General features: G+C 46.8%; 16 protein-coding genes and 1 pseudogene. 10 read left to right on the forward strand and 7 right to left on the reverse strand.

The annotated features are described in order from the left end of the window. Positions 1 to 78: 78 nt before the first annotated feature. Positions 79 to 168, reverse strand: coding sequence for a DUF4351 domain-containing protein (locus tag PMG25_RS24675; protein ID WP_430540963.1), 90 nt, complete (start codon positions 166 to 168; stop codon positions 79 to 81). Positions 169 to 211: 43 nt separating this feature from the next. Between PMG25_RS24675 and treZ the strand changes: the two genes are divergently transcribed. After that, on the forward strand, positions 212 to 2,035 hold the full coding sequence (treZ, locus tag PMG25_RS12175; RefSeq protein ID WP_283767176.1) for a malto-oligosyltrehalose trehalohydrolase: 1,824 nt from the start codon (positions 212 to 214) through the stop codon (positions 2,033 to 2,035). 81 nt (positions 2,036 to 2,116) lie between these two features. Further along, the gene (gene treY / locus PMG25_RS12180) at positions 2,117 to 4,960 is read left to right on the forward strand and encodes a malto-oligosyltrehalose synthase (protein ID WP_283767177.1); all 2,844 of its coding nucleotides are present in this window, start codon (positions 2,117 to 2,119) and stop codon (positions 4,958 to 4,960) included. A gap of 34 nt (positions 4,961 to 4,994) precedes the next feature. Here treY and PMG25_RS12185 read toward each other — a convergent pair whose 3' ends face one another. Next, positions 4,995 to 5,288: a hypothetical protein gene (locus tag PMG25_RS12185; protein WP_283767178.1), complete on the reverse strand. Its 294-nt coding sequence runs from the start codon at positions 5,286 to 5,288 to the stop codon at positions 4,995 to 4,997. Positions 5,289 to 5,593: 305 nt separating this feature from the next. Between PMG25_RS12185 and PMG25_RS12190 the strand changes: the two genes are divergently transcribed. The 4 genes from PMG25_RS12190 to PMG25_RS12205 all read left to right on the forward strand — a co-directional run bounded on the left by PMG25_RS12190 (position 5,594) and on the right by PMG25_RS12205 (position 10,731). After that, positions 5,594 to 7,678 (forward strand): sensor histidine kinase, encoded by a 2,085-nt coding sequence (locus tag PMG25_RS12190; protein ID WP_283767179.1) that lies wholly within the window; start codon positions 5,594 to 5,596, stop codon positions 7,676 to 7,678. A gap of 135 nt (positions 7,679 to 7,813) precedes the next feature. Next, positions 7,814 to 8,668, forward strand: a complete 855-nt coding sequence (locus tag PMG25_RS12195) for an alpha/beta fold hydrolase (protein ID WP_283767180.1) — start codon at positions 7,814 to 7,816, stop codon at positions 8,666 to 8,668. Between the two features lie 54 nt (positions 8,669 to 8,722). Next, positions 8,723 to 10,066, forward strand: coding sequence for an adenylosuccinate synthase (locus PMG25_RS12200; protein ID WP_283767181.1), 1,344 nt, complete (start codon positions 8,723 to 8,725; stop codon positions 10,064 to 10,066). Positions 10,067 to 10,137: 71 nt separating this feature from the next. Then, positions 10,138 to 10,731, forward strand: coding sequence for a 50S ribosomal protein L25/general stress protein Ctc (locus PMG25_RS12205; protein WP_283767182.1), 594 nt, complete (start codon positions 10,138 to 10,140; stop codon positions 10,729 to 10,731). Between the two features lie 114 nt (positions 10,732 to 10,845). Here the strand turns inward: PMG25_RS12205 and PMG25_RS12210 are convergent, their stop codons facing one another. After that, positions 10,846 to 11,550, reverse strand: coding sequence for a Uma2 family endonuclease (locus PMG25_RS12210; RefSeq protein WP_283767183.1), 705 nt, complete (start codon positions 11,548 to 11,550; stop codon positions 10,846 to 10,848). A 61-nt stretch (positions 11,551 to 11,611) separates the two neighbouring features. Beyond that, a complete protein-coding gene (locus PMG25_RS12215) occupies positions 11,612 to 12,391 on the reverse strand; it encodes a TIGR01548 family HAD-type hydrolase (protein ID WP_283767184.1) in 780 nt (259 codons plus the stop codon). A 116-nt stretch (positions 12,392 to 12,507) separates the two neighbouring features. Between PMG25_RS12215 and PMG25_RS12220 the strand changes: the two genes are divergently transcribed. After that, positions 12,508 to 12,807: a 30S ribosomal protein PSRP-3 gene (locus PMG25_RS12220; protein ID WP_283762787.1), complete on the forward strand. Its 300-nt coding sequence runs from the start codon at positions 12,508 to 12,510 to the stop codon at positions 12,805 to 12,807. A 300-nt stretch (positions 12,808 to 13,107) separates the two neighbouring features. On the opposite strand, the gene atpC is transcribed toward PMG25_RS12220, so the two are convergent. The 3 genes from atpC to PMG25_RS12235 form a co-directional block, all read right to left on the reverse strand. Next, entirely contained in the window at positions 13,108 to 13,527 is a 420-nt protein-coding gene (gene atpC / locus PMG25_RS12225) for an ATP synthase F1 subunit epsilon (protein WP_283767185.1), read from the reverse strand. 204 nt (positions 13,528 to 13,731) lie between these two features. Continuing rightward, the gene (atpD, locus tag PMG25_RS12230; RefSeq protein WP_283767186.1) at positions 13,732 to 15,186 is read right to left on the reverse strand and encodes a F0F1 ATP synthase subunit beta; all 1,455 of its coding nucleotides are present in this window, start codon (positions 15,184 to 15,186) and stop codon (positions 13,732 to 13,734) included. Positions 15,187 to 15,462: 276 nt separating this feature from the next. Beyond that, positions 15,463 to 15,585, reverse strand: coding sequence for a hypothetical protein (locus PMG25_RS12235; protein WP_283767187.1), 123 nt, complete (start codon positions 15,583 to 15,585; stop codon positions 15,463 to 15,465). 186 nt (positions 15,586 to 15,771) lie between these two features. Here PMG25_RS12235 and groES point away from each other — a divergent pair, with 186 nt between their 5' ends. The 3 genes and pseudogenes from groES to PMG25_RS12250 all read left to right on the forward strand — a co-directional run. Continuing rightward, entirely contained in the window at positions 15,772 to 16,083 is a 312-nt protein-coding gene (gene groES, locus PMG25_RS12240; protein WP_283762784.1) for a co-chaperone GroES, read from the forward strand. Between the two features lie 72 nt (positions 16,084 to 16,155). Then, positions 16,156 to 17,787, forward strand: a complete 1,632-nt coding sequence (groL, locus tag PMG25_RS12245) for a chaperonin GroEL (protein ID WP_283767188.1) — start codon at positions 16,156 to 16,158, stop codon at positions 17,785 to 17,787. A gap of 297 nt (positions 17,788 to 18,084) precedes the next feature. Further along, positions 18,085 to 18,249, forward strand: a pseudogene (locus tag PMG25_RS12250) (type I restriction-modification system subunit M N-terminal domain-containing protein); the annotation flags it as partial. Between the last annotated feature and the right edge of the window lie 55 nt (positions 18,250 to 18,304).

Genomic DNA, 18,304 nt, shown 5'->3' on the forward strand with positions numbered 1-18,304 from the left:
GGACTCTGGGAACTTTTCGGCTAGGTATTTGCAGGTGTTGTCGTAGGCCAAGGGATTTAGGTGAAATTTGGGCGATCGCTACCGAGCATTATCGCTCAACCAAGACACTAAATCCTCAACTCCCGTAAAATCGAGCAGCGCTTCCCCCATCTGGGGTGAAGGGCCAATCCTGTATTAATATCTTAATGATGCAGTCAAGGGTCTTAAGCAGATGAAAATCGGATCTCAATACTTGGGAAACAACCAGTGCGAATTTCGAGTTTGGGCCCCTCAACGCCAAGAGGTTGCGGTTCACTTAGTTTCTCCCCAAGAGCGATTGATACCCCTCTCACGAGATGAACAGGGGTATTGGTCGGCAACCGTCAGTGATGTTCAACCCGGAAGCCTCTACTTTTATCAACTCGACAGTTCCCTAGACCGTCCTGACCCCGCCTCCTCCCTCCAACCGAAAGGGGTTCATGATGCCTCGCAAGTGGTGGATCATCAGGCTTTTGTCTGGCAAGATCCTGATTGGAAAGGCTTACCCTTAGACCAATATGTGATTTACGAGCTGCATGTGGGCACGTTTACGACTGAAGGAACCTTTACCGCTATTATTGACCGACTCCCCGATTTACTCGATTTAGGCATTAACGCCATTGAAATTATGCCCGTGGCTCCCTTTCCGGGGACTCGCAACTGGGGCTATGATGGGGTTTATCTCTATGGGGTGCAAGCCTCCTATGGCGGCCCCGATGGGTTGAAAACCCTGGTGAGTGCATGTCATAAAGCGGGAATTGCGGTCATCCTGGATGTGGTGTATAACCATTTTGGCCCGGAGGGTAACTATCTCTGGGATTATGGCCCCTATTTTACGGATAAATATCGCACCCCTTGGGGAGATGCGGTCAATTATGATGATGCTCAGAGCAACGAAGTTCGCAATTTCTTTATTCAAAATACGCTCTATTGGCTAGAGGAGTATCATATTGATGCTCTGCGTTTAGATGCGGTTCATGCCATTTATGATTTTAGTGCCCAACCCTTTCTACAACAGTTAGGCGCGGCTGTGGAAGAATTGGATGGACGGTTGGGATATACCCATTATTTGATTGCTGAAAGCGATTTAAATGATGTGCGGGTTCTCCAGTCTAGGGAAACGGGAGGGTTTGGCCATCACAGTCAATGGTGCGATGATTTTCACCATGCTCTGCATACGGTGTTAACGGGGGAAACTTCGGGATATTATCAGGATTTTGGCCAGGTGAGCCATTTAGCGAAGTCCTATGGCGAGGGTTATGTGTATTCTGGCGAGTATTCGGTTCATCGTCAGCGCTCCCATGGGAATTCGGCTGCCAGCTATCCAGGGGAGTGTTTTGTGGTCTGTATTCAAAATCATGACCAGGTGGGAAATCGGTTAGCGGGCGATCGCCTCTCCACCTTAGTCGGATTCGATCAGTTAAAATTAGCCGCAGCCGCCGTTTTGCTCTCTCCCTTTGTCCCCATGCTCTTCATGGGCGAAGAATACGGCGAAACCGCGCCTTTTCAGTATTTTGTCAGCCATGGTGACCCCAATTTAGTCGAAGGGGTGCGGAAGGGAAGAGCCGAAGAATTCAAGTCCTTTGGTTGGCAAAAAGAAGTCCCCGATCCCCAAAGTGTAGAAGTTTTTCAGGAATCTACCTTAAACTGGGAATTAGGCAAGCAAGGAAATCATCAGATTCTGCGATCGCTCCATAAAACCCTCATTCAACTGCGTAAAACTCACCCCGCTTTAGCCTCCCTGAAAAAAGAGCATACAGAAGTCATCCATCCCACCGATACCTCCCTAATTATCCTCCATCGTCAGGTCAACTCTTCCCATCTCTATGCGTGTTTAAACTTCAACTCCGATCCCATTACCTTCACCCCCTCCCTTCCCCCCGGAGCTTGGACAAAAACCCTAGATTCTGCCGATCCACAATGGAACGGTTCTGGACAAACTAACCCCCAAGAACTGAGCGCTGGTACAGAAATCACCCTCTCCAGTTGGGGATTTGTCTTGTATACTCAGTCCTAACCCTAAACTCCATCAATAGCGTGTCTAACCCTCAGATTGACGCTATAATCAATCCTGACTGTTTTTCCGATCTACTACTCTATGAAAATTCCCAGCGCAACCTATCGACTCCAATTTACCCCCCAATTTACCTTTGAAATGGCCCAGGCCATTCTTCCCTACTTATCCGAATTAGGGATTTCTGACATTTACGCTTCCCCCATCTTAAAATCGCAAAGTGGTAGTACCCACGGCTATGATGTCGTCGATCCCAACACCATTAATCCAGAACTCGGTGGCGAAAAAGAGTTTGAAAAATTAATTGAACTCGTGCAAAAACGTGAACTCGGTTGGATACAAGATATTGTTCCCAATCACATGGCCTTTAGCAGCCAAAATCCTCTGTTGGTAGATGTGCTAGAAAATGGCCCTAACTCTCAGTACAAAGACTACTTTGATATTGATTGGGAACATCCCTATGAAGGCATTAGACACCGAGTTTTAGCCCCATTTTTAGGTAAATTTTATGGCGACTGCTTAGAAAGTGGAGAACTGAAAATTCAGTACGATCAGAATGGATTTACTATCAATTATTGGGACTGGAAATTTCCGATACAAATTGAATCTTATGGAAAAATATTAAACCATGAATCTGAGCGCTTGCGACATAAACTGGGCAGAACTCATCCCGATTTTGTGAAATTTCTGGGTGTATTATATGCAATTAATGCAATTCAATATATTCCTCCTGGTTCAGGTCACCCAGAACGGTATGAACAAATCAGCTTCATTAAAAGCATGATTTGGGAATTGTGGAATGACAATCCTGAAATCAAAGCCTTTATCCAAGAAAATATTGAAGTCTTTAATGGAGAAGTCGGTAAACCTGAAAGCTTTGATCTGCTAGATGACTTACTCGATGAGCAGTTCTTTCGGCTCTCCTTCTGGAAAGTCGGCAATGAAGAGCTGAATTACCGGCGCTTCTTCACCGTTAATGATTTAATTTGTGTGCGCGTAGAAGATCAAGCTGTGTTTGATCAAAGCCATAAACTCATTCTCCGGCTTATCGAAGAAAACAAAATCACTGGATTAAGAATCGATCATATTGACGGATTATACGATCCGAAGCAATATCTGATTCGGTTGAGAAATCAAGCAGAAAATGCCTATATTGTGGTGGAGAAAATCCTAGAACCCCATGAAAAACTGCGGGTGAATTGGCCGATTGAAGGAACCACAGGGTATGATTTATTAAATTATGTCAATGGTATTTTCTGCTATCAAGACTCGCAAGCTGAGTTTGACCAGTGCTATAGCCAATTTATTGGCGATGTCTTGAAGTGCGATCGGTTGGTTGATGAGAATAAACGCAAAATTCTGGAAAAACACCTCGCGGGTGATATTGATAACCTCGCCCATTTGCTCAAACGGATTGCCGACCAGTATCGCTATTCCAGTGATTTTACCATTTATGGATTAAAAGCGGCCTTGGTAGAAGTAATGGCGGCTTTCTCCGTCTATCGAACCTATATTAGTGGTGAAGTTAGTGGCGAGGAAGTCAATTATGAAGTAAGCAAACTAGACCAAGAGTGTATTGCCCAAGTTATTGCTAAGACCCAAGAAAATATTCCGAGCTTTTTGAATGAGCTAATTAATGAAATTAGTTTTATTCAAAAATTCTTGTTGCTGCAATTTGATGAACATCTGACTTCAGAGGATAAAAAGCAGTGGCTGCATTTTGTCATGCGTCATCAACAGTTCACCGGGCCCCTGATGGCTAAGTCGGTGGAAGATACGGTTTTATATATCTACAACCGGTTGGTATCTTTGAATGAAGTGGGTTCTACACCGGGTCACTTTGGCTTTTCCCTAGAAGAGTTTCATAACTTTAATCAAGAGCGCAGTTCAGATTGGCCCCATGCGATGAATGGCACGTCTACCCATGATACGAAACGGGGGGAAGATATGCGGGCGAGAATTAATGTGCTGTCAGAAATTCCGGAGGAGTGGAATGAGTATCTAAAAGCTTGGAAAAAGATGAATGCGGGGTATAAGGATACGGTGCGCGGGTTAGATGTGCCGACTCCCAATGATGAATATTTCCTCTATCAAACTCTTTTAGGGATTTATCCTTTTGATGACCAAGATAAAGGGGAATTGGTGCAACGGATTAAAGATTATTTGATTAAGGCCATTCGGGAAGCGAAGGTGAATACGGCTTGGTTGCGTCCAGATACGGCCTATGAAGAAGGGTTTATGAAGTTTGTGGATAGTTTGTTTAAGGAGACGAAGCAAAATAAGTTTTTGCCTTCTTTTCGTAAGTTCCAACAGAAAATTCAATATTATGGAATCTTTAATTCTCTCTCCCAAACGCTGCTGAAAATTACAGTTCCGGGTGTGCCTGATTTTTATCAGGGGACGGAGTTATGGGATTTAACGTTGGTCGATCCGGATAATCGGCGGCCGGTAGACTTTAAGAAACGGTTAAAGTTACTTCATGAAATTAGAGCGCAGTGGAAAAAGAATAAGTCGGCTTTATTTACCAATTTGCTCCAGCACCCGGAAGATGGCAGGATTAAGCTGTTTACTATTGCCCAAGTCCTGAAGGCCCGTCAGGAATATCAAGAATTGTTTCAACGGGGAGATTACCAGAAATTGCCGGTAAATGGGAGCCTCAAATACCATATTGTCACGTTTATGCGGACTTGGAATGAGCAAAGTGCGATTGTGATTGCTCCTCGGTTTTTAACGAAATTAATTAAGGAAGATGAATATCCTTTGGGTGAGCAGGTTTGGCATGAAACCCGGATTTCTTTACCCACGGGGCCTTCTGCGGTGTGGAAAGATGTCATTACGGGGCAAGAAATCCAAGGTGACAATACTCTGTGGATGCGGGAGATTCTCAACCAGTTTCCGGTAGCCTTGCTGATTAAACAAACTTCATAAACAAATTTGTCATGAGGACATTAGGCCAAAGAACTTAATGAGTATGCCAAATTTGTTCTCGATAAAAGGCAAAGGCATCAAACATGGCCCCTACAAGGCTAGAGGTTACGCCAAGAACCAGTAATCCTTCTAGGGGTTCTCCATTGCCAAAAATAGCTAAGATATGCCAAATAAAGCTTTCTCCAGCTTGGGATAGGGTGGTTAATCCAGGAATTTGAGTTCCTAAATCTAAACCAATCATGACCCCTCCAATAATAATCCAAGGGGCCACAAAACTTAGGACAATGGCTAAACACAGGGAACGGATAAAAATCAGTAAAACATTCATATGAGTTAAGTCCAGCAAACCTCACGTTATGGAGGACAACTGGGTGTCATCCGTCTCTACGATAGGCTGTATTTTCCCATTTCGACCAAGAATACAGAAAACTTAAATTTTGCTTTTTAAATCTTTTTGAAGATATGTGGCAAAGAGGCAAGAGGGGGGGAGGCAAGGGGCAAGGGGGGGGAGGCAATAGGCAATAGGCAAGGGGAAAAAGGGGATTGTCACAAGTTTTTCACATCTAAACCCTAAGATGGTCATACTTCAGATCTCCCCAGGGTTTGAAGTGCGCGGTTTACAGGAGGCCCTTTATGGTTACTCTATCTCCTTTTTCTTCTGCTAGAAAGATAACTTCTAGTCCTGGTGCTTTTTCAGAGCGACGCATCGGGATCAGACTGATGGGAAGTTTGCGATCGCGCATGACCCTCTTTATCCTCTTAGGAGTTGTACCGATTGTCCTGGGCGCTCTGCAATTGCAAGCATTCCACGCTGGACGAATTATCAATGAGGAAACGGAGCAAACTCTTGACCTGGAGGCCCAACGATTAGCCGATCGCGTGACGCAATGGGATCGGATGAATAGCTTACTGGTGCAAAACCTCAGCCGTCAACCTGGGGTCTCCCCACTCACTCCCCAACAGTTGCGCCCCCTGTTAGTTTCCACTCACCGGACGTATCAAGATCAGGTTTGGAGCATTGGAGCTGTGAACCCAGAGGGTGGATTTATGGCCTTGAGTGAAAAAGAAACAATTGAACCGCTCAATTTTAGCGATCGCCGTTGGTTCCAAGAAGCCATTAAAGGGCAACCCATTACCCGCGAAACGATTATCACTCGACGTACTGGAGAACCGGCAGTGATTTTTTCGGCTCCCATTTATGCAGAAGGGGGCGATCGCCTTATTCCTCAAGGGGTAATCCGTGTGGGTATGGTGTTGACCGAAATCTCCAAGGTCATTGATATGACCCAAATCGGCGAAACCGGTTTTGCTTTCCTCGTCGATGAACAAGGTCAACTGTTAGCCCATCCCAATCACCGGCTCCTGGAAGGTAGTCTTAAGGATTTCAGCGATTATCCCCCGGTTCAACGTCTTTTAAAGGGTGAAGAAGGGCCCTTAAACTTTACAGATCGCGATCGCATCCGTTGGCTATCCACAAGCGTCAAATTAGCCAACGGTTGGGGAATCGTTCTCATGCAGCAAAAATCAGAAGTTTTGGCTCCCCAGCAGTCTTATCATCGTTCAGCGATTTTACTCAGTCTCCTCACGTTAATTGTTGTTGGTTCCATCACTTGGCATTTTAGTCGTTGGGTTACCCAACCTTTAACCAACTTGACTGAAGCAGTATGGAACCTCTCGAAGGGACAGTGGACGCAACGAGTCTATCTTTCCCAAGAAGATGAATTAGGAACCCTTGCCAAAGCGTTTAATCGCATGGCGGCTCAGTTGCAACTAACCTTTAAGGCATTGCAAGCAGCTAAAGATGATTTAGAACTCAAAGTGGCAGAGCGTACCCAGCAACTGAATACGACATTAGAAGAACTACAACAAACCCAAGCTCAGATGATCCAAAGTGAAAAAATGTCGAGTTTGGGGCAAATGGTCGCTGGTGTTGCCCATGAAATTAATAATCCGGTGGGTTTTATTCACGGAAATTTAGCCCACGCCCAAACCTATGCCGAAGACCTGTTGTCCTTGGTGCAACTCTATCGCGAGTCTTATCCCCAGCCTCCAGAAGCCATCCAAGAGGAAATTGAAGCGATCGAACTCGATTTCCTGCTGGAAGATTTTCCCAAAACTCTGCAATCGATGCAAGTTGGAACGGTGAGAATTCGAGAAATTGTCAAATCTTTGCGGAACTTTTCCCGCTTAGATGAAGCTGAAGTTAAGCAAGTCAATGTGCATGAAGGGATTGATAGCACCCTGATGATTTTGCAAAATCGCCTCAAATGTGGTGATACTTATGCAGCGATTGAAGTGACTAAACATTATCAGGAACTTCCTGCGATTACGTGCTATCCAGGGCAACTTAATCAAGTCTTTATGAATTTGTTGAGTAATGCTATTGATGCCCTTGAAGAGCGCAATCATCAATTAGACCAACAAAGTTTGAAGGAAAATCCTAGCCAGATTACAATTACCACCGAACCCCTTAGAAACGATTGGATTTCCATTCGCATTCGCGATAATGGCTCAGGAATTCCAGAATCCGCACAACCGCGTTTATTTGATCCCTTTTTCACCACTAAGCCCATCGGTAAAGGGACGGGTTTAGGGCTATCGATTAGCTATCAAATTATTACCCAAAGACATGGCGGCCGTTTATGGTTTGAATCGAGTCCGGAAAAGGGTACAGAATTTGTAGTTGAGATTCCGGTGATGAATAGTGCTGTAGACTAAGCAATGGGGAATGGTGCGCTACAGCCCAAAGCGCCCTCCGTGGGAGGACAGTCTCAATCTGGCTATATGATAGTCAAGGGGGAGGGATAAACCTGTCCCTATGGGGTTGTGAGTGTGTCTTTGAATCTTAATCATATGACTTTACTATTCAGGAATTCTCGAATTAAACTTTCTCCTGGAATGCTGTTTTGGCGAGAAGTGGGTCGAGGAACCCCCCTTATTTGTTTACACGGGTCTTGGGATGAGGGGGGACAATGGGTGGAGGTGATGGAGCGCTTAGGAACAGATTATCACTGTTTTGCTCCGGATTTATTGGGGTTTTCGGAGTCAGATCGACCCAATATTCATTATTCAGTAAATTTACAGGTAGAATGCTTACGGGAATATTTCCAGGCTCTAAAGTTAGATTCAGTGTATCTGGTGGGTCATTCCTTGGGGGGATGGATTGCCACGCGCTATGCTTTGGCCCATCCAGAACAGGTGAAGGGGTTAATTCTATTGGCTCCGGAAGGGGTGGATGTACCCGCTCTAAAAGACCGGTGGAAACAAGCCTCCTGGTTGGTGGGGCCGAAATCGTTTTGGGTGCAGATCCTGAAAGTTTTGTTACCTGTGGCTCGATGGATGGGGAAGGCGAAACCCATAGAAGCGCTGTTGGAAAGGCGATCGCATTTTCTGCAATTTTTTCCTGCTTGTCAGATGCTGTTTCTACGCAGAGCTAAGGAAATTGAATCCGAATATGTCCAGGATGAATTGCCCAATCTGACGGTTCCCAGTTTACTGCTCTCTGGTCTATCGAGCCATAGCGATTATCCGCAAATTGACCCGCTTAACCAAGTGTATAGCGAACGAATGCCTAATGTGAAAGAGCAAACCTTGCCTACAGGCGATCCTGATTGGCCGCGCAGCCATCCTGATGGGGTAGCCCAGGCGATTCGCGAATTTGTGCAGGCGATCGAAGTTCCAGAAAAGCGATCGGAGGACTTGACATAAAAAAATAAAATCGATAACAATAGTAGATTGTGCGATCGCTTGAGAGAAAGACCCTTGGCTAACGTTGTCGTAATAGGTGCCCAGTGGGGCGATGAAGGAAAAGGAAAAATCACCGATCTACTGAGTAAATCAGCAGATGTTGTTGTCCGCTATCAAGGCGGAGTCAATGCTGGACATACGGTTGTTGTCCAGGGTCAAACCTTTAAACTCCACCTAATTCCCTCTGGTATTCTTTACCCTGATACGGCCTGCATCATTGGCGGGGGAACGGTGATCGACCCCAAGGTACTCATCGGAGAAATCGATCAACTCCACCAGCTCAACATCTCCACAGAGCAGTTGATGATTTCCGAAACGGCCCACGTAACGATGCCTTACCACCGGCTGATCGATCAAGCCTCGGAAGAGAAACGGGGAGAACACAAAATTGGAACCACTAAACGGGGAATTGGCCCTACCTACAGCGATAAATCGGAACGCACGGGTATTCGGATCATTGACCTGATGCAACCGGATATTCTCCGCAAGCAACTGCAATGGACGGTTGAATACAAAAATGCTCTGATTGAAAAGCTTTATGACTTACCGCCTCTTGACCCCAAAGAAGTCATTGAACAATACTTAGCATACGCGGAACGGTTGCGCCCCTATGTGGTCGATAGTTCCCTAAAAATCTATGAGGCGATAAAAAAACGTCACAATATCTTATTTGAAGGGGCCCAAGGAACACTGCTCGATTTAGACCACGGAACCTATCCCTATGTGACTTCCTCTAATCCTATTGCCGGGGGAGCCTGTGTGGGGGCAGGAGTGGGGCCAACTATGATTGACCGGGTGATTGGGGTGGCCAAAGCCTATACGACCCGTGTGGGTGAGGGCCCCTTTCCCACGGAACTCAAAGACGAAATTGGTCAAGAATTAGGGGATGTGGGAGCTGAATTTGGCACAACTACGGGTCGCCCCCGGCGCTGTGGTTGGTTTGATTCGGTGATTGGTCGCTATGCGGTGCGGATTAATGGCCTGGATTGTTTAGCGATTACTAAACTGGATGTTCTCGATAATATCGATGAAATTAAGGTCTGTGTGGCCTATGAAATCGATGGCCAACGGTGCGAAAATTTCCCCACCAATGCCCGAATTTTTGCCAAGTGTAAACCGATCTACGAAACGGTTCCAGGGTGGAAACAATCAACGGCTGAGTGTCGTACGTTGGAGGATTTGCCAAAAGCTGCCTTAGATTATCTCAAATTTCTAGCAGAACTGATGGATGTGCCGATCGCTATTGTTTCTTTAGGAGCGAGCCGCGATCGCACCATCATCGTCGAAGACCCCATCCACGGGCCCAAACGGGCCTTACTTGATGCCAATGGTGTTCCCGTGAAGACCAATGGCCACTAATTGCCTATTGGTCTAGACTAGACCAGGGCAACCATTCAACCTGAGTTAAAATAAGCACTGAAACAGAGATTATGGAACTTACTATTGAGTGTCACGAAAGAGAAGCAGGAAGCAAAGCCAGAGCCTTACGCCGTTCTGGATTAATCCCGGCAAATTTATACGGCCATAAAGGCAATGAATCGATATCTTTAACCGTTGACGATAAAACGGCTCAACAGTTACTGAAAGATGCTGTAGTCAATAATACTCTAATTAACGTAAATATCCCGGAACTCTCTTGGAACGGTAAAGCCCTGTTGCGGGAAGTTCAACGGCATCCTTGGAAAGGTTTTCCCTATCATCTGAGTTTCTTTTCTATTGCCTCTCAGAAGAGTGTGGAAGTGGATGTGCGCTTAAACTTCGTGGGCGAGGCGATCGGGGTGAAACAATCCGGTGGTTTACTCGATTCTCCCATTAGTGAAGTGCGGGTTCAATGTCCTCCCGATCGCATTCCAGAAACTATTGATGTGGATGTGAGCAATCTGCCCGTTGGGGGGTCTTTAGCAGTCAAAGATATCAATATCCCCGAAGGAGTCAGAATCATGGCTGAACCCAAACAGTTGGTCGTAACCGTACTCGCTTCTAGGGTGACTCGGAAAATGGCAGAAGAAGAGGGTGAAGTTTAGAGTTGAGATGAAGGGGTTAGGGAGCGAGATGCTCCCACACCGAAACAGCAGTGCGGGCATCTTGCCCGCTAGTTATGCCCATTTACTGGATTTGATGTGATAGCTCAGTTTGGGCTAGATTTCTTTCTGTACGAACTGTTGATGTTCTGTGGACTGAATCCCTTCTTGCAAAACGCTTAAAACTTGGGCCATATTGCCTTGGATCATTGCTTCAACATCTAATCGCAACCCAGGAAAGATTGTCGAGGAAATAATACCGGTTTCATCCGGTGATAGGGCTACATAATCCCCCTTGTCTAAGCGAAACCAATCAATCCGGCGATCGCACACCTGCCAAACAATATACTCTTGTACGCCACTGCGCCGATACGAGCGTTTTTTATCCCCCAGATCGATCGCCGCACTACTGGCAGCAATTTCGACCACTAATTCCGGTGCGTCTTCTAAGTATCCATCTTCACTCAGTCTGACTTGCCCACCCTGCTCAGGACGAATAAACAATACCCCATCCGGTTGCAGTTCATTGTCAATATCTAAACGCACCGTTGGCTCAATTCCCATTTGAGTCTGGGGTGTAGCCACTTTGTATGTCCACAACCAACCCATCACATTACCATGGGGTTCGGCATGGGGGGTAAACCGTAGGGGAGAAGCCATATATACAACTCCTTCGATTAATTCAGCTTTTTTTAGGTCTGTCATTTGGCAATAGCGACGCTCAAACTCAGGACGAGTGAGGCGATCGCCATTTTCCAGAGGCGGAACAGAAGGCAGAGTCATCTGGCGATCTTTGGAGGTGGTGGGTAATGCAGAAGTCATAGATTTGGAGCGTTATGGCTAGGCGATCGCTTTTTATTGTAGATCAATAGCCAATTACTTCTTATGCCTGAATCAATCCTTTAATCTCAGCAACGGTTAAATCTTCCACATTCTTAAACACCCTTTGCGCTCCAGCCTGTTGCAACCGTTGGGCGTAGCTCTGGCTTCGTTCCGGGGTTTCTTGCACATGGGGCGGTAAAATCCCGATCGCCACCCATAACCGCTCCGGTTGTTCTGCTCTTGCTCTCTCTACTGTCTTCATATCTGCCACCGTATCCCCCACATAAAACACTGGTAGCGCTGGATCGGGATCTAACTGCTCAATCACCTGAAATAATCCCGTCGGATCGGGCTTTCCTGGTGCATCTTCCATCGCCACCAGCGCCAGATTCGACAGTCCTAACCGGTACTCTAGAGCATACTTGGCTTCCGCTCGTGTTGCCCCACTAAAAAAGCCCCACAAAATCCCCTGTTGCGTCAAACCTTGCAGATAATCAGCCGTGACTAAGAGGGTTTCAGTCGTAATATATCCGTTGAAATTGTGGGTATCAGTCCCTTGATAGCGAGACTGGAAAAACTCCACCAGCTCCTCATAATTGAGTCCCACACTCTCCCGCTCTCGCCCCTGGCTAGACCAATAGCGATACACTAACTCTTGGGAGGCTTCCCAATCATTATTCCAAATGCCCTCACTTTTCAGCTCATCCATATCTGCTAACGTGGGACGATACTGCTGATCTGTAAACTTCTCCACCGTATCGGCGATCGCCCGACGATAGGATTGACCCACATCCCGCAAAACCCCATCAATATCAAACACCACCAACCCTTGCCGCTTCATCGCTCCATCCTCCCTAAAATAAGCCTTCTATTCCCCTCACTTAAACAGAACAGCTCAAAGTGCGGTAAAATGAATGATCGCATCTGTTGAACGGATCTATTATGTTGGAGGTTTGATTGTCAAAATTTCAATTAAAAGTCCTCTGGTTAGAGGATAACGTTGCCATTGCAGTCGATCAAGTAGTCGGTAAAGGGAACAGCCCTCTCACCCGCTACTTTTTCTGGCCCCGTAATGACGCTTGGGAAGAACTCAAAACCGAACTCGAAGCCAAACACTGGATTGATGACCCAGACCGAGTTGGCCTGCTCAACCAAGCCACTGAAGTGATTAACTACTGGCAAGAAGAAGGGAAAAAACGACCCATGACAGAAGCTCAAGGTAAATTTCCCGAAGTGGTCTTTACCGGTAGTAGTTAATGGGTAATGGGTAATCGGTAATGGGTAATATCATGTCCGGCTATTCATGTCCGCGAAGCGGAAAGACCATAATTTAAAATCTAGGGAGCGAGACGCTCCCACTCCAGTAATATCAAGGGATTGGAGGAGTGCGGGCATCTTGCCCGCTTGTCTTAACCCATTTTCATGTCTGCTTGCGGAAACCGGACTGGATATAATCGACCATCTCCGTCTCTCCCCATCCCCCCAGAAAACAAAGCCCTCCTCTAGTTCCGAGGAGGGTTTAGCATACCCAGGGAAAAGGATATTGCTGATCCCACTCTAAAGTTTGACCATACCACCAGCAGCTTGGAATTTTGCCCTCGCCCGCTTTAAGGCTTGGGTTGCCTGGAACTGTTCTTGACGGTCTTCAGCATTAACCTGTCTTAGGCGCTCTTCAGCTTTTTGATAAGCACTTTCTGCCTCTTCTCGATTAATATTTTTACCCAGTTCTCCCCCATTGACCAAGATGGTGACTTCATCAGCATCCACCTCAGCAAAACCCCCCATCAGAGCAATAGGTAACCAGTCTTTCTGGGATTGGGGACGCACTTGCATTACACCAATATCGAGAGCAGACAAAAGGGGAGCGTGACCACTGAGAATTCCCAGTTGTCCCGTCGTACTCGGTAAAATTACCTCATCCGCCACATCATCCCAGACAGTTTTATTAGAAGCAATAACACGAACTTTTAGAGTCATGAGTTGATTGTAATTCTAGATTGAGAACTTAATTTTTGAAGTTTTGAACGTTACAGCCTTTTTCTCTGCCATGTCGTACATTTCGATCCCCCTAAATCCCCCTTAAAAAGGGGGACTTTCTTTATTCCCCCCTTTTTAAGGGGGGCAAGGGGGGATCTTTATGTACCCCATAAGAGGGCCAAGGGCTGTAATTGAGGTTGAGGATTAACCTTTAGCGGCTAATTTTTCTCCTTTGGCGATCGCCTGACTAATATCGCCGACCATATAGAAGGCTTGCTCAGGCAGATGATCCAACTCTCCAGACAGAATCATTTTGAAACCTTTGATGGTGTCATCAAGCTTCACATACTGACCCGGAGAACCAGTAAACACCTCAGCCACAAAGAACGGTTGAGACAAGAAACGCTCAATCTTCCGGGCACGAGCCACCGTCAGACGGTCATCTTCAGACAACTCATCCAAGCCCAGAATCGCAATAATATCTTGCAGCTCTTTATACCGTTGCAGCGTAGACTGAACCGCACGAGCCGTTTGATAGTGATCGCCACCCACAACGCTCGGTTGTAGCATTGTAGACGTAGATCCCAGAGGATCGACCGCCGGATAAATACCCTTAGAAGCCAAACCACGAGACAATACCGTAGTTGCGTCCAAGTGAGCAAATGTGGTAGCCGGAGCGGGGTCAGTCAAGTCATCCGCAGGCACATAAACCGCTTGAATCGAAGTAATCGAACCTTCACGGGTGGACGTAATCCGCTCTTGCAGTTCACCCATTTCTGTACCCAAGGTGGGCTGATATCCTACCGCCGAAGGCATCCGACCGAGCAGCGCTGATACTTCAGAACCTGCTTGTACAAACCGGAAAATGTTATCGATGAACAGCAGTACGTCTTGCTTACTCACATCCCGGAAGTATTCCGCCATCGTCAGAGCAGACAGACCGACCCGCATTCTGGCTCCGGGGGGTTCATTCATCTGACCATAAACCAGAGCTACTTTAGACTCGCTCAGGTTTTCGGCATTAATTACCCCAGATTCAACCATTTCGTTGTAGAGGTCATTGCCTTCACGGGTGCGCTCGCCCACGCCACCGAACACGGATACACCACCATGGGCTTTAGCAATATTGTTAATCAGCTCCATGATGATCACGGTTTTGCCTACACCCGCTCCACCGAACAGGCCGATTTTACCGCCCCGACGATAGGGAGCGAGCAGGTCTACCACCTTAATCCCGGTTTCAAAGATAGAAGGCTTGGTTTCCAGTTCTGTCAGTTTGGGAGCTTCCCGGTGGATGGGAGAGGTCTCTTCGCTGCCAACGGGGCCTTTTTCATCTACGGGATCGCCCAGGACATTGAAGATCCGTCCTAGAGTAACATTTCCGACGGGAACGCTGATAGGCGCACCCAAATCAACAATGTCCATTCCTCGTGTAAGTCCATCTGTACCGCTCATCGCTACAGCACGGACTTGGTTACCCCCAAGGAGTTGTTGAACTTCGCAGGTGACAGAATTTTCTTGTCCATCTGCATCTTTTTTGACTACTCGGATCGCATTATAGACCTGGGGCAGTTTACCACTGGGAAATTCTGCATCAATAACCGGGCCAATGATTTGAACAATTTTACCGACGTTTGTTTTCTCTGATGTGGCTACCATATCTTCGCCTATTGTGATTGCTGCTCAAGAATATGACTGGGGACAGTCGCTTGTTTCCCCTAACGATTGGAGTTTTACAGGAAGGGAAGAGACGGTTTCAGGGACGAATCGGTGTCCTCTGGAGGCTAGGGCGTTGACCCCAGCGTTTAAGAGGAGGGGGATCGGGCCTCAATCCGGTTGAGCTTCCTGTTTCCTCACGAGGGTAATTCTTAAAGCGTTTAAGTTTTAAGAATGTCATCTTTCAGATTATCACGGGATGTTCACCCAACAATAGACTTATTGGGTAATGGGTAATAGGGAATAGGGAATAGGGAATAGGGAATAGGGAATAGGGAATAGGCAAAAGGCAAAAGGCAAAAGGGAATAGGGAATAGGCAATAGGCAATAGGGAATAGGCAAGAGTTAATCCTCCCCATCCTCCCACCCCCCTAGGGTACGGTAACCCGTACTTTTGAGCCTGTTGCAATGGTTGCTCAACTCAGATTACATTAGCACTCAGGAGTTGAGAGTGCTAACGACTGAAAGAGCGCCTCAGTTCCTTAACCCTTATTAACTTTTTACAGTCAAATCGGAGAAGATTTTCCTATGGCAGCAGTATCCCTGAGTGTTTCTACAGTTAAACCCCTTGGCGATCGCGTTTTTGTCAAAATCAGCGAAGCCGAAGAAAAAACCGCCGGTGGTATCATTCTGCCTGATAACGCCAAAGAGAAACCCCAAGTAGGAGAAATTGTCCAAGTTGGCCCGGGCAAACGCAACGATGACGGTTCCCGTCAAGAGCCAGAAGTGAAAATTGGCGATAAAGTTCTCTACTCTAAATATGCTGGAACTGACATCAAACTCGGCAACGAAGACTATGTTCTGTTGTCTGAAAAAGACATTCTTGCTGTAGTAAGCTAACCCACCCACTGCTAACAACTTACCTTACATAACCTATCCATTTCTATACACCGATCAAGGATTGAGGAAACTATGGCAAAACGCATCATCTATAACGAAAACGCTCGTCGCGCCCTGGAAAAGGGAATGGACACCCTGGCTGAAGCAGTAGCGGTTACCCTGGGCCCTAAAGGCCGGAATGTGGTTCTAGAGAAAAAATTTGGCGCTCCCCAAATCGTCAATGATGGGGTAACTATTGCTAAGGAAATCGAACTCGAAGACCATGTAGAAAATACGGGGGTTTCCTTAATCCGTCAAGCGGCTTCTAAAACTAACGATGCTGCCGGTGATGGAACCACCACTGCTACCGTATTAGCCCATGCCATGGTTAAGGCCGGTCTGCGTAACGTGGCTGCTGGTGCTAACCCCATTGCCCTGAAGCGCGGTATTGATAAAGCGACCGGTTTCTTGGTGGATAAAATTGCCGGTCAGGCCCGTCAAATTGAAGACTCCAAGGCGATCGCTCAAGTGGGTTCTATCTCCGCCGGTAACGACGAAGAAGTAGGCACAATGATTGCCGAAGCCATGGATAAAGTGGGTAAAGAAGGGGTCATTTCCTTGGAAGAAGGAAAATCTATGACCACCGAACTGGAAATCACCGAAGGGATGCGCTTCGATAAGGGCTATATTTCTCCTTACTTCGCCACCGATACCGAGCGTATGGAAGCGGTTCTCGATGAGCCTTACATCCTGATCACCGATAAGAAAATCACCCTGGTGCAAGATCTCGTACCGGTTCTAGAGCAAGTAGCTCGCTCTGGTAAACCCCTGCTGATCATTGCTGAAGACATCGAGAAAGAAGCCCTAGCGACCCTGGTTGTGAACCGTCTGCGCGGTGTGCTGAATGTAGCGGCAGTTAAAGCCCCTGGTTTTGGCGATCGCCGTAAAGCCATGCTCGAAGATATTGCTGTCCTCACGGGCGGTCAAGTGATCACGGAAGATGCTGGGCTAAAAATTGATACAGCCAAACTTGAGCAACTGGGTCAAGCCCGTCGTATTACTCTCACCAAAGACAACACCACCATTGTTGCTGAAGGTAACGAAAAAGAAGTTAAAGCCCGTTGCGAACAAATCCGCCGTCAAATGGATGAAACGGATTCTTCCTATGACAAGGAAAAACTGCAAGAGCGGTTAGCTAAACTCGCCGGTGGGGTTGCCGTCATTAAAGTGGGTGCAGCCACCGAAACCGAAATGAAAGACCGCAAACTGCGCCTCGAAGATGCCATCAACGCCACCAAAGCTGCCGTTGAAGAAGGTATCGTTCCCGGTGGTGGTACAACCCTGGCTCATCTGGCTCCTGGCTTAGAAGAATGGGCTAACGCTAACCTGAGCAATGAAGAACTTACCGGTGCGTTAATCGTCGGTAATGCTCTGGTTGCTCCCCTGATGCGGATTGCTGAGAATGCTGGTCAAAACGGTGCAGTCATCGCTGAACGGGTGAAAGAGAAAGACTTCAACGTAGGCTACAATGCTGCGGATAACACCTTTGCTGATATGTTTGCAGCCGGTATTGTTGACCCTGCGAAAGTGACTCGCTCGGCTTTGCAAAACGCCGCTTCTATTGCTGGTATGGTATTGACCACCGAATGTATTGTTGTGGACAAGCCTGAACCCAAGGATAACGCTCCGGCTGGTGCAGGTATGGGTGGTGACTTCGATTATTAATCGCCTGTCTCCTGCATTGAATAGCGTTTAGTCTTCATCCCCCGGTTGCTCTAACAACCGGGTTTTTTGTAGTATTTTTAATCGATTGATGCATCATATCAAATCCGGTTAAACAGTTGTCATTGCGACCGGAGGGAAGCATTCGCGCAAGCTTCGCTTTCATGTCGGCGACAGCCGAAACGCCAAGATTACCGAGATGATCGAGATTGCTTCGTTCCGCTGGCGCTCCACTCGCAATGACATAGGGTAACTGATTGTTCGGATTTGATATGATTTGAGTATAAAAAGGAGTAAAAAATGATCACAGGGGCGCTCAAGTCAAAGGTAGATAAGCTATGGGATACATTTTGGAGTAATGGCATCAGTAACCCCCTGTCGGTGATTGAGCAGATATCCTACTTGCTGTTTATCAAGCAGTTGGATGAGAAGGAATTGGCGAATGAGAAAAAGGCCCGGCGACTCAAAGCAGGGGGTTTTCAAAGTCCGGGGCAATCTTTAAAAGAAAAGTGAACTTTTC

Origin of the sequence: Roseofilum capinflatum BLCC-M114 (assembly GCF_030068505.1) — a bacterium.
Classification (GTDB): Bacteria; Cyanobacteriota; Cyanobacteriia; order Cyanobacteriales; family Desertifilaceae; genus Roseofilum; species Roseofilum capinflatum.